This is a genomic window from Clostridioides sp. LIBA-7678 (assembly GCF_056716065.1).
In genome coordinates this window covers 3,366,798-3,379,701 of sequence record NZ_CP196987.1, presented here as the reverse complement: position 1 = coordinate 3,379,701, position 12,904 = coordinate 3,366,798, and the positions used below count along the sequence as shown (strand labels likewise).

The 12,904-nt window shown below is 28.8% G+C and carries 9 protein-coding genes; all 9 read left to right on the top strand.

Going from position 1 to position 12,904, the window contains the following annotated elements:
• Nucleotides 1-116: 116 nt before the first annotated feature.
• The 9 genes from tnpB to ACTG46_RS15685 all read left to right on the top strand — a co-directional run bounded on the left by tnpB (nt 117) and on the right by ACTG46_RS15685 (nt 12,875).
• On the top strand, nt 117-1,226 hold the full coding sequence (gene tnpB, locus ACTG46_RS15725) for an IS200/IS605 family element RNA-guided endonuclease TnpB (RefSeq protein WP_479923164.1): 1,110 nt from the start codon (nt 117-119) through the stop codon (nt 1,224-1,226).
• A 320-nt stretch (nt 1,227-1,546) separates the two neighbouring features.
• The gene (locus ACTG46_RS15720) at nt 1,547-2,245 is read left to right on the top strand and encodes a response regulator transcription factor (protein WP_407963720.1); all 699 of its coding nucleotides are present in this window, start codon (nt 1,547-1,549) and stop codon (nt 2,243-2,245) included.
• Nucleotides 2,246-2,525: 280 nt separating this feature from the next.
• Nucleotides 2,526-3,614, top strand: a complete 1,089-nt coding sequence (locus tag ACTG46_RS15715; protein ID WP_054277418.1) for a YkvI family membrane protein — start codon at nt 2,526-2,528, stop codon at nt 3,612-3,614.
• Nucleotides 3,615-3,857: 243 nt separating this feature from the next.
• A complete protein-coding gene (locus ACTG46_RS15710; protein ID WP_479923163.1) occupies nt 3,858-5,042 on the top strand; it encodes a M20 family metallopeptidase in 1,185 nt (394 codons plus the stop codon).
• Between the two features lie 40 nt (nt 5,043-5,082).
• Complete coding sequence (locus tag ACTG46_RS15705) at nt 5,083-6,642, top strand: AbgT family transporter (RefSeq protein ID WP_479924076.1); 1,560 nt, start codon at nt 5,083-5,085, stop codon at nt 6,640-6,642.
• Between the two features lie 72 nt (nt 6,643-6,714).
• A complete protein-coding gene (locus ACTG46_RS15700; RefSeq protein ID WP_479923162.1) occupies nt 6,715-7,971 on the top strand; it encodes a serine hydroxymethyltransferase in 1,257 nt (418 codons plus the stop codon).
• Nucleotides 7,972-8,414: 443 nt separating this feature from the next.
• Nucleotides 8,415-10,016 (top strand): GGDEF domain-containing protein, encoded by a 1,602-nt coding sequence (locus ACTG46_RS15695; protein ID WP_479923161.1) that lies wholly within the window; start codon nt 8,415-8,417, stop codon nt 10,014-10,016.
• Nucleotides 10,009-11,598, top strand: a complete 1,590-nt coding sequence (locus ACTG46_RS15690; protein WP_479923160.1) for a tetratricopeptide repeat-containing diguanylate cyclase — start codon at nt 10,009-10,011, stop codon at nt 11,596-11,598. Before ACTG46_RS15695 ends, ACTG46_RS15690 begins: the two co-directional genes overlap by 8 nt.
• The gene (locus ACTG46_RS15685) at nt 11,598-12,875 is read left to right on the top strand and encodes an EAL domain-containing protein (protein ID WP_479923159.1); all 1,278 of its coding nucleotides are present in this window, start codon (nt 11,598-11,600) and stop codon (nt 12,873-12,875) included. Before ACTG46_RS15690 ends, ACTG46_RS15685 begins: the two co-directional genes overlap by 1 nt.
• Nucleotides 12,876-12,904: the final 29 nt, after the last annotated feature.

Here is a 12,904-nt window from a genome sequence, read left to right as displayed (position 1 = left end):
ATTAGAGTGGATAATGAAAAATGGAAGTGACTTGAATATGTATAAATACCATATATTATGGTGTGTAAAATATAGACATCCAGTATTACATAATCATAAAAAACAAGTAAAGTAAGGTGATAGTAGTGGAAAAAGCTTATAAATTTAGAATGTATCCAAATAAAAAACAGCAAGAGTTAATTAACAAAACTTTTGGATGTTGTAGATTTGTATATAATAAGTATCTTGCTAAAAAAATAGAAGTTTATGAAAATAATAAAGAAACTTTTACTTATAAACAGTGCAGTTCTGATTTGACCAATTTAAAAAAAGAATTAGAGTGGCTTAAAGAACCTGATAAATTTTCACTACAAAACACCTTAAAAGATTTAGAAAACGCATATAAAAAATTCTTTAAAGAAAATGCAGGATTTCCTAAATTTAAATCAAAGAAAACTAATAGATTTTCATATAGAACTAACTTTACAAATGAAAATATTATGTACTGTGGTCAATATATAAAATTACCTAAACTTGGTATGGTTAAAGTAAGGGATAAACAAGTACCTCAAGGGAGAATACTTAATGCTACTATATCCAAAGAACCAAGTGGAAAATATTATGTATCATTATGTTGTACTGATATAGATATTAAAGCATTTGAAAATACTAATAATCAGATAGGTTTAGATTTAGGAATTAAAGAATTTTGTATCTCAAGTTGTGGAGACTTTATAGAAAATCCTAAGTATCTTCAGAAGTCATTAAACAAACTTGCTAAATTACAAAGAGAATTATCGAGAAAAACAATTGGTAGTTTAAATAGAAATAAAGCAAGATTAAAAGTTGCAAGACTTCAAGAGCATATAGCTAATCAAAGGAAGGATTTTCTACAAAAACTATCTACTAAATTAATACGAGAGAATGATATTATTTGCTTAGAGGATTTACAAGTAAAGAATATGACTAGAAATAGTAAACTATCTCGCTTAATTTCTGATGTGTCATGGTCAGAATTTGTTCGTCAATTAGAATACAAGGCTAATTGGTATGGTAGACAAATTGTAAAGGTAGGTAGATTCTTTGCAAGTTCACAAATATGCAATAAATGTGGGTACAAAAACGAGGAAGTTAAGAATTTAAATATAAGAGAATGGATTTGTCCTTGTTGTGATGAAACTCACGATAGAGATATAAATGCAAGTATAAATATACTAAAAGAAGGATTAAGACTAATAACAGTTTAAAATAAATAACTTATGTAAGAACCGTAGGAACTACGGGGATAGCCTGTGGAGAATTGGTAAGACATATTTTAGTATGCAAAATTCTATGAAGCAGGAATCCTGTGACTTTAGTCATGGGAGGTTCAGATGGACATAAAGTCAAGTGATAAAGAGGGTACTTACATAATGATTAAAATTCCTATTGAAAATTGTAAGGAATATGAATAGAGCTTGTTTAAAGTTAATGAGTTTTATAAATGTTAAGAAATATATTAGATGTTTTTATGTTGTTTTATATATCTTACTTTTTTATATTATTAAGCTAAAAGGGAGGAATTCTCATGAGAAGAGCACTAATAATAGATGATGAAGAAGCTGTTTTAAAAATAATAACACACTTTATAGAAATGAAAGATATGCCGATAAAGATTGTTGGTAAAGCAACATCTGGTGATGAAGCAGTAGATAAAATAATTGATTTAGAGCCAGACATAGTGTTTATAGATATTCAGATGCCCATATATAATGGGTTAGAAGTAATAGAAAAAACATCTCACCTATCTAAAAAAATAAACTTTGTGGTAATAACTGCCTTTGATTATTTTGAATATGCACAAAAAGCCTTGAGATTAAATGTGAAGGATATACTTCTTAAACCATTAGACATGAACGAGTTTAATAAGACTATAGAAAATATTATTGGTTATCAATATACCAATAATAATTTATTAAATGAGATACTAGAGTATATAAATTTAAATTATAGTAAGGATTTAAAACTAAATGATTGTGCTAAGTTATTTTTAACTAATCCATCTAATATATCTAGGATTTTTAAAAGTAATTTGAATACAACTTTTATATCATATCTAAATCATATAAGAATAGAAAAATCAATTGAGTTACTTGAAAATACTACAAAAAGTATAAATGAGATTGCAGAAATGGTTGGTTATAATAGTCTAAATAATTTCTACAAAAATTTTAAGATAGAAAAAGGAATGACTCCAAAGGTCTATAAATTAAATACTAAAAATTGAAATTGATAAATAAAAAGTCAATATAGATAATTGTTTGAGAGTGTCTGAATAAGTATACTTTAATTATAGTAAAAATTAAAGCGCTTTAAACATATTTAATAATATTTAACCTTATAAAAGCTATACCTATTTATATAAAAAAATATATATAAATAAAAAAAAAGATATACAAAATAAGAAAGTAAATCAAATACTGTTCCAAAAAGACAGAATTTTCATTTAATTTACTAAGGATTTATATTTGTTGAAGAAGGTAACTTTATAATGGAGGTAATTTAATATGTCAGACAAAGTGAATGTGAAAAATATTATCTGTATTGCAGGAGCTTATTTAGCAACGGCAATTGGTTCTGGATTTGCAACAGGTCAAGAAATACTCCAATTTTTTGCCTCTCAAGGGTATATGGGTCTAGTTGGAGCATTAATATCAATGGTATTATTTTCATTTCTTGGTGCTGAAGTTATAACTAGAGGTAGAGAATTAAAACTTAAGGAACCAACTAGAATTTACACTTTTTATTGTGGAAAAATTTTAGGAAAATTTTATGAATGGTTTAGCCCAATATTTTTATTTGGAATTCTTATAGTAATGATTTCAGGTGCAGGCTCAACTTTAACTGAATACTATGGCATAAATCCTTATTTGGGAAGAGTTTTAATGGCAGTAGCTACATTAATTACAGTATCTATGGGTCTAGAAAAATTAGTAGGTATACTTGGTCGTATTGGACCAGTAATAGCAGTATTTACAATTGCTGTTGGATTAATAAGCTTATTCAAACATTTCGATGGGTTATCTATGGTTGGAGAAGCTATGAAGAATATTGAAGTTACAAAAGCATCAGGAAGTCCAATAGTTTCAGGCGTAATATATAATACATTAAATATTATTGTAATGATTGTTTTTTTAACAGGTATGGGGGCTTCTATTGAAAGTAAAAAGGATGCTTTCTGGGGAGGTCTATTAGGAGGAGTAGTATTTATGACTGCTGGAATTGTTATGTATTTAGCTATGATTTCAGATATAGGAAATCTATATATGAAAGAAATACCATCACTTTATTTAGCAGATAATATATCCCCTATTGTAGGTGTGCTTTTCTCAGTTGCACTTATATTAGGTATTTATACAACAGCTGTTCCACTTTTATGGTCTGTAACTAATAGAATAGTTGAAGATGAACACCCTAAATTTAAACTTGTAACAACAGTAATAGCTATTTTGGCTTGTATAGGTGGTTTTTTACCATTTGGTAAACTTGTAAATATTTTATATCCATATACAGGTTATATGGGACTTTTGATTTTAGTTTGTATGGTATATAAAGCAGTCACATGTAGAGAAAAATCAACACAAAGTCAGGAATAGAGGCACTAATGAATAGTTTCTAGTTAAAGAAATTTTTATATAATCTAAATTTAAAAAGTCAAAATAGTTAAATAAATTGCAAGATATGATAATATATTTAATTTAAATAATGTAGTAAAATATAAATATAAACAAAGTTAAATTAAATTTATAAAAAATATCTTTATGAATATTAGTAACTTATATAATTTGTAGTTAAATTAGCAAAAAAATTAAAAAATAAAATTTTGGAGAGGTGTTAGTATGCATGAACTTATTTTAATCTCAGAAAAGTATAAAGAAGATATTTTAGATTTTTTTACAGATATTCATATGCACCCCGAATTAAGTTTTAAAGAATTTAGGACTACGAAAGCTATAAAAGATTTATTAGTAAGTTTAGGTATAGAGATATTAGACCTAGGAATGGAGACAGGAGTAGTAGGATTATTAAAAGGAAAATACGATGGTCCTACAGTAGCATTAAGAGGAGATATTGATGCTTTACCAATATATGAAGAGGTTGATATTGGATACAAATCAAAATATGATGGTATAATGCATGCATGTGGACATGATATACATACATCTTGCCTTGTAGGATGTGCATATGTATTGTCTCACATTAAAGATAGTCTCCATGGAAATGTAAAGTTTATATTTCAACCAGCAGAAGAAGTTAATAAAGGTGCTAAGATGCTGGTTGAACGAGGAGTAATGGAAAATCCAAAAGTTGATGCTATATTTGGTCTTCATAATCACCCAGATATACCTTGTGGAAAAGTGGGTGTTAAGTTAGGTGGATTAATGGCAGCAGTAGATACCATTAGGATAGAAGTAAATGGTTTTGGAGGTCATGGAGGTATACCAAATAGAACAATAGATCCTATAGTAGCATCAAGTGCAATTATAATGGGTATTCAAACCATAATAAGTAGGAATATAAGTCCATTAGAACCAGCTGTTATATCAATAGGTACTATAAATGGAGGAACTGCAAATAATGTAATTTCAGAAAAGGTAGATATGACAGGTACATGTAGAAGTTTTAGTAATGAAGTACGAAAGAAAATATCTGAAAATTTGGAAAATATAGTTTGTGAGATAGCTCGTGGATATCAAGCAACTGCAAAGTTAGATTATTTATTTGACCTACCAGCTGTTATAAACAGTAAAGAGATGTACACAATAGCTTGTAAGTCTGTGTGTGATTTGTATTCAGAAGATGCCATAGTTGATCCAATACCTTCTACAGGAGGAGAAGATTTCTCTATATTTATGGAAAAAGCACCAGGATTTTTTTACTGGTTAGGAGTAGGCAACAAAGAACAAGGTTGTATGTATCAGTGGCATAATCCTAAATTTAAAGCTGATAAAAAGTCTATATTAGTAGGTACAAATGTACTATGTCAGTCTGTTATAAATTATATGGATAAATTTAAAAAATAAAATTTAAGCTAGAGTGTTTCTGGAGATAAAGTTTATGGGGGTGATTAGTTTGAGGAAAATTAATTCACAAGAAAAAAACAAAGATAGTGGATTATTGATGAGAGCATTAAATGTTGTAGAGAGAGCAGGAAATAAACTTCCAGACCCAGTAACCATATTTTTATTACTATGCATAATTGTTTTAATATTGTCAGCAGTTATATCTAATTTAGGAGTAGAAGAAATACATCCTTCTACAAAAGAAGTTGTAAAGGTAGTAAATCTATTAGAGAAAGAGCAGATTCAATCCTATTTAGGTAGTATAGTTACAAATTTCCAGTCATTTGCTCCATTAGGATTAGTATTGGTTACAATGCTTGGAGCAGGTGTTGCTGAGAAATCCGGATTTATGGAAGTGTTAATGAAAAAGGGGATAAGTAAAGTTCCACAAAAACTTGTAACTGTAGCAATTGTATTTGCAGGTATGTTATCACATACAGCAGCAGATGTAGGATTTATAATATTACCACCACTTGCAGCACTTGTGTTTTTAGGAATTGGAAGACATCCTCTTGTAGGTATGTTTGCAGCTTTTGCAGGTGTTGCAGGAGGATTTGCAGCAAATGTTATGCTTAGTACCACAGATGTATTGCTAGCTGGATTTACAATACCCGCAGCTCAGATGATGGATCCATCTTACCAAGGCAATCCAGCGATGAACCTTTATTTTGCTTTTATATCAGCAATAGTTTTAACTTTCGCAGGAGCATTTGTAACTGAGAAATTTATAGCTCCTCGTTTTTCAAAATATAATGATTTAACAAATAATAAGGATATACAAGAATTGAGTGAACTTGAAAATAAGGGTATAAAATACGCTTTATTATCATTGTTAGTAGTAGTAGTAGTGATAGTTGTTTTATGTATAGGTGACAATGCATTTATGAAAGATCCAGAGACAGGTTCTATACTATCCAGTAATGCACCTTTAATGAAAGGCATAGTTCCTATAATCACTATCATATTTTTAACTCCAGGATTAGTATATGGAAAAGTAAGTAAGAAGATAAAAAACGACAAAGAATTAGTATCTATGATGGGTAGTAGCATGAGTGATATGGGTGGATATATAGTCCTAGCATTTATAGCATCCCAGTTTATTAATCTATTTAATCTTAGTAACTTAGGAACAATTTTATCAATCACAGGAGCAAAATTACTGGCAGAATCGGGGATACCTAGTTATGGATTGATAATAGGATTTATATTGTTATCCGGATTTATCAATTTATTTGTAGGAAGTGCTTCTGCAAAATGGGCTATTTTAGCACCTATATTTGTTCCAATGTTTATGCTACTAGATTTCAACCCAGCATTAACTCAAATAGCTTATCGTATTGGAGATGCTTCAACAAATCCAATAAGTCCACTTTTCCCATATTTCCCAGTTATATTAGCTTTTGCTAGAAAATATGACAAGGATATAGGTATAGGTACTGTCATATCGAATATGATTCCATACTCAGTAGTATTTACATTAATAGAAATAATAATATTATTGCTATTCATGGGTATTGGCATACCGTTAGGACCTGGTGGAGGAATATCTTACACTTTATAGACATTTATAATAAATTTATTAATAAAGATTAAACCAATAAAATATATTCTTTAATTAAGAAGGGGTGTTATTATGTTAAAAACAACAAAAATTTCAGACCCAGAGTTATATAACATTGTGGCTGGGGAGTTGGTTAGACAAGAGCATAATATTGAAATGATAGCTTCTGAAAGCACAGCACCAACAGAAGTACTTGAATTAAGTGGATGTGTATTTACAAATAAAACTGAAGAAGGTTATCCAGGTGCTCGTTTTCAAGCAGGTTCTGAAGAAGCAGATAAACTTGAAACTCTAGCAATCAAACGTGCAAAAGAAGTATTTGGAGCAGAACATGTAAATGTACAACCATATTCAGGTTCTACAGCCAATTATTGTGTATATTCATCAATATTAAAACCAAATGATACTGTTTTAAGTATGCGTCTTGACCAAGGTGGACATTTAACACATGGTAGTACAGTTAACTTTTTACATGATATTTATAAATATGAGTTTTATGGAGTAGACCCAAGTACTGGACGTATAGATTATGATGCTCTTGAAGCAAAGGCAAAAGAATGTAAACCAAAGCTGATAATTGCAGGAGCAAGTTCATATCCAAGATTAATAGACTATGAAAGAATATCAAAGGTTGCAAAAGAAGTAGGGGCTTACTTTATGGTAGATATGGCACATGTTGCAGGATTGGTAGCTGCAAAAGTAATTCCTAGCCCTGTACCTTATGCAGATTTTGTTTCTTCATCTACAACAAAAACTTTCTGTGGACCAAGAAGTGGTATTGTACTTTGCAAAGCTGAACATGCAAAGAAACTTGATAAAGGTGTTTTCCCAGGAACATTAGGTTCTATACATCTTAATACAGTTGCAGCGAAAGCTTTTTCGCTATTATACTTGAGTACAGATAAATTTAAACAAATAATGGAACAAGTGGTAGTAAATGCTCAAACCTTAGCATCTGAACTTATTTCACATGGTTTTAGCATTGTAAGTGGAGGAACTGATAACCATATAGTTATGGTTGATTTAAGAAGCAAAAATCTTACAGGAAAACAATTTGAAAAAGCTCTTGAATATGTAGGAATAACAGTTAATAAAAATGTTATACCTGATGACCCACAGTCACCATTTGTAACTAGTGGTGTTCGTATAGGACTTACATCAATATCTCAAAGAGGTCTTAAAGAGAAAGAAGTTATACAGATAGCAGGAATAATGAATAAGGTAGCAGAAAATATTGATAATAAGGAAGTATTAGATGATTGTAAAGTAGAAGCTCAAGAGCTTATATCTAAGTTCCCATTATATCCAGAAGGGTATTTTGAAGATTAAGTATATTGGTTTATATAACCCACAACTTATAAATCCTATAACATAAAACCTAATAATATATAATTACTGTAAGGGGATGCCTCAAAATAAAAATTTGAATCATCTCCTTTTTTTGTACAAAAACAAAAAGATGCTTTTTAATAACTTCTAATCTATATGATACTTTCTATGTAGAAAAGCAAAACCTATATTATACTTGTGGCAAATATAGGTGTTATAAACACATGGTACTATAATTATAGATTATAATAATTATTATACTGGTATAGTTATTAGAAGAATATATTAGTTATTGATATTTAAGGGAAAAATAGGTATGTTATTGTCAACAAGAGATAATCGCATAATCCACTTAATCCTTGTGAAACACAAATTGATATCTCATTGTGGAAAGCCATACTTGCATGTTATAATGTTATAAAAAATAAATTTGGAGTAATGTCATGATTGAAAACTATACTTTGTGTGAAATTGAGGAATTAAAGAGAAAAATACATGAAAACATTAATGTAAACGATGATGTTGTTTGTGGGCTTTGTGATAAACTGATTTCGCTTGCAAAAGAAAGTAAAGATTGGCAAAATGTGGCTTTTGGATATATATGGCGTGCCGATTATTATTTCTATGTAGAATCAAATATGAAATGTGTATCAAAAGAATTGGAGTACGCACAAGAGTATATCAATGAAAAGAATCCAAGTGAGTTATTAGAAAAGTTTTATGCATTATATAGTTTACTTTTTTCAAATTCATATGATAAACAATCTGCATTTAAATACACTTTAAAAGCTCTGGATGTTTCTGAAAAATTAGATATCAAATACCGAATTGGTGTGAATTATGGAAATATTAGTGCTTATTATTTGGACTATGAACTATATGATGAAGCATTGCTTTATTTAGATAAAGCGATGGAAGTATTACGCTCTTTGCCAGATACAAAACCACGCTTTCTGAGAATACTATTAATTAATTTCATTAATGTATATTTAAAATTAGGTAAACTTGAATTTATGAAATCAACTATTGAAGAATTGAGTTCACTTCCCCTTGAAGATAAAGATTTAAAATTATATGTTGATTATGCATATTTGCTTTATTATTCAGAGATAAAGGATGAAGAAAAGAGTTTATATTATTTACAGGAAATGTTCAATGATGGAATTATGACTTTTCCAAATCGAATTTATATTATAGAGTTTTTGATGAATGCATTGGAATCAATGATACATATTAAAAATCAAATCAAATCAAGTGAATTATTACAAGCCTTACGAGAGCTAATAAAAGAAGATGAGCCAGAGCCTTTATTGAAGTTGTGTAAGTTGAATATTCAGTACTCACAGAGGTTTGAGACAAAACAAGAACTATATTACCATTATCGTGAGTACTACGATTTATATTTAAAAGCACAGGCTCAAGTAAATCTATTAAAAATCGAAGGTTTAGTTGCAAAAATTGAATTAAATAATACCTATACTAAGTATAATCAATCAAAAAAAGTATTAAAAGAATTGTGTGACCTTGTAAATTATGATGAATTGACTAATATATATAATCGTTATTATTTTAATATTAAGCAAGATGAAATTATCAATAGCAATAAATATACAAATATTGGTCTTGCAATATTTGATATTGATTACTTTAAAGAATACAATGATTATTATGGGCATTTAGCAGGAGATGAAATATTAAAACAAGTAGCTAGTACCTTAAAAGAGAAAGCAAATGAAAAAATGGCAGTCTTTCGCTATGGTGGAGACGAATTTATCTGTCTTAGTTGGGATTTGAACTTTGAACAAATGGATGAATATGTAAATCAAATAAAAGAAGCAATAAAAGAAAAAAATATTGAACATATACATTCACGATGTTCAAAAATAATAACATTATCAATTGGCTATGGAAATAAGACCGTTTCAACTAAAGTGGATTTACTTAATTTATTTGATGAAGTGGACAAAGCACTATATGTTGTAAAGAATAATGGTAGAAATAACTCTAAATCAATAATTTCTATGGAAGGGGTGCATAATGAATAACTATAATGTACTATTTGAACACACTCAATTGATAATTGAGCGAATTCAGCACCGTTTCGAATATAGTCTTAGATTTAATAAACATGATTGTGATAGATTATTGACGATATCAGAACAGTTAAACTGTTTCTATGGACAAGCATTAGCTCATGTGTATTTAGCACAATATTTTCAAATGAAATGGGATGTAGATGCTTATAATTTTCATTCAGAGAAGGCAAGAGAACTTGCTGAGAATAAAAACTATTTTGATGTTTTAATTGAATATTTTAAAATAGAGGGTTTACGAAATATTACTATTTGTGACGAAATAGCAGCACTTACTATATATTTAAAAGGTATTCAAACTGCTTATAAAATTAAAGATAAAAAATCATGTGCTATTTTCTATAACAATATTGCAGACATATTTTACACAAGTGGTGTATATACAGTTGCAGAGCAATTCTATACAAGAGCATTAGATGTTATAAAAGAGGTTCCTATAAAAAATGTGGTCTTTTATTACAAATCTATACTTGTCAACCTATTACATCTTTATTGTGTCCAAGGAGAATTGGATAAAGCTAGAAAATATCATGAGGAATGTTTAAGTGTAAAATGTGAAGTTGGCATTTTACCTTTGTTATTTATGGAAGGGGAAATACGTCTCTTATTATTAGAAAATAAGGAAATAGAAGCATTACATAAAATAGATAATTTGATAAAAAAGTTGATTAAAAGTAAAGAGAATGCGTTTTTACTGAAATCTATTTATTTAAATCTGATGGAATTTTTACTTTTGTTGAAGAGAGAAGAAAATGCAGCATGGTGTTTAAAACAATTAGATACACTGTATAAAAATGCAGATCAGGATATAATGATAAAGATTCAAGAATTACATGTCCAATATGCAATTTTATTTGGTCATGAAACTGATGAACTTTATGAAACTTTTTACGAGACTATATTAAAAGGGGAAATGGCAAGTAAAATATCAACAAGAGAAAGCTTTAAAAGCCTTATTTCTCTATATGAAACGGAAAAAGAACAGAATTTCATGTTGAAAAAGCAAGCTAGTTTACAAGTAGTAGCAGATATAGATGAACTTACAAAAATTTATAATCGAAGATACAGTAGTAAAGTTATTAGTAAATTAATACAAGATGATGGGACTTTATTTATTGGATATGTTATGGTTGATATAGATTTTTTTAAAGAATATAATGACTACTATGGTCATTCAAAAGGCGATGAGGTAATAAAAGAAGTTGCTAATTTATTAAAGAAGAACTTGCCAGACAATGCTTTTGCTGCACGATATGGAGGAGATGAATTTACATGCATATTTGTAGATAGAAGTGATGATGAAATTATTACATTTGTTAAGTCAGTTCAAAAAGAACTGAAAGACAAAAATATTGTACATTTAAAAAGTAAAAATTCCAAACAGCTCACTTTATCTTTTGGGATATATAATGAGATGCATGTGCATGGTTGTGATGAATTAACTCTTATTAAAAAAGCTGATTTAGCTTTATACCAATCTAAAAAGAAGGGAAGAAATGTATATACAATTTTTAAACAAAGGAGTCAATCGTGATGGAAACTGAAAAGAATATCACCTTAAAGCACGATATATATGATACTTCATATATTTTGGAAAAATATTGTGATATAAAAGGTAGCGAGGAAAAATATGCATTAATACAACTAAACCTTAAAAATTTTCGCTATTTTAATACAAAGTATGGAAGTCAAGCAGGAGATGAAATCCTGACATTGGTCTTTCAAAAAATAATGATGTTTTTGGAAGAAAAAGAATATACTGGATACCTATATGCAGATAACTTTGTTCTTTTGTTAAAGTGTGATGACTCTAACTATCTTATATATGAACGATTGATACCACTAATAGACATATTGTACCGCATAGATGATGAACGAATTTATAGAAATCTTTTTATGTCTATGGGGATTTATGTGATTGTTGACCCAAAAGTCACATTTTATGATGCATTAAATTATGCAAATCTGTGTAGAAAAGAAAGTGAAACTTTATTTAATAGAAGCTCTTGTATAGAACTTTATGAGGAATCTTTTTATAAGAGTTATATGGACCGTATGAAACTGGAAATAGATACAGCAGATGCATATAAAGATTATGAATTTGTTACATACCTACAACCAAAAGTTAGACTAATAAATGGAGAGATTATAGGTGCAGAGACGCTACTTCGTTGGTTTGATAAAGATGGAAATAGTATACCATTATATAAATTTCTGCCTATTTTAAACCAAAATGGATACATTAAATTAATTGATATTGATACTTTTGAACAGATGTGTCAGTATCTGGATACAAGAATAAAAAACAATCAGAAGGTTGTGCCAATAAGTTTTAATATTTCAAAGTCATATTTTTATGATCCAGATATTGTTCAAGACTATATTGATGTGTTTGAAAAATATAATATTCCAAAGGAATATATTGAAATTGAATTTATGGAGTCAATTTCTTTAAATGATACTGAGCATCTGAAAAAAATAGTATCAGATTTCAAGGAATATGGGTTTACATGTTCACTAGATGATTTTGGCGATGGATATTCTTCTTTCAATGTATTGCTTAATGCCCGTTTTGATATTATTAAGATGGACCGTCAGTTTTTTTTAAACAACTTAAATGGTAATAGTAATTTAGTAATAAAGACCATTATAGATTTAATTCATTCTTTAAAGATGAAAGTGATTGCTGAAGGTGTAGAGTCTGAAGAACATATAGAGTGTTTAAAAGAATATGGGTGTGATATGGTTCAAGGCTATTATTACTATAAACCTATGCCAATTGATTCATTTAATATGATATTGGATTCATAGAGTGACTTTAAGTAATTATAAAAATTAAT

Coding starts and splice junctions, on each gene's coding strand:
- ACTG46_RS15700 (WP_479923162.1), top strand. CDS start 6,715: ATGTTAAAAACAACAAAAATTTCAGACCCAGAGTTATATAACATTGTG.
- ACTG46_RS15690 (WP_479923160.1), top strand. CDS start 10,009: ATGAATAACTATAATGTACTATTTGAACACACTCAATTGATAATTGAG.
- ACTG46_RS15710 (WP_479923163.1), top strand. CDS start 3,858: ATGCATGAACTTATTTTAATCTCAGAAAAGTATAAAGAAGATATTTTA.
- ACTG46_RS15715 (WP_054277418.1), top strand. CDS start 2,526: ATGTCAGACAAAGTGAATGTGAAAAATATTATCTGTATTGCAGGAGCT.
- ACTG46_RS15695 (WP_479923161.1), top strand. CDS start 8,415: ATGATTGAAAACTATACTTTGTGTGAAATTGAGGAATTAAAGAGAAAA.
- ACTG46_RS15685 (WP_479923159.1), top strand. CDS start 11,598: ATGGAAACTGAAAAGAATATCACCTTAAAGCACGATATATATGATACT.
- ACTG46_RS15720 (WP_407963720.1), top strand. CDS start 1,547: ATGAGAAGAGCACTAATAATAGATGATGAAGAAGCTGTTTTAAAAATA.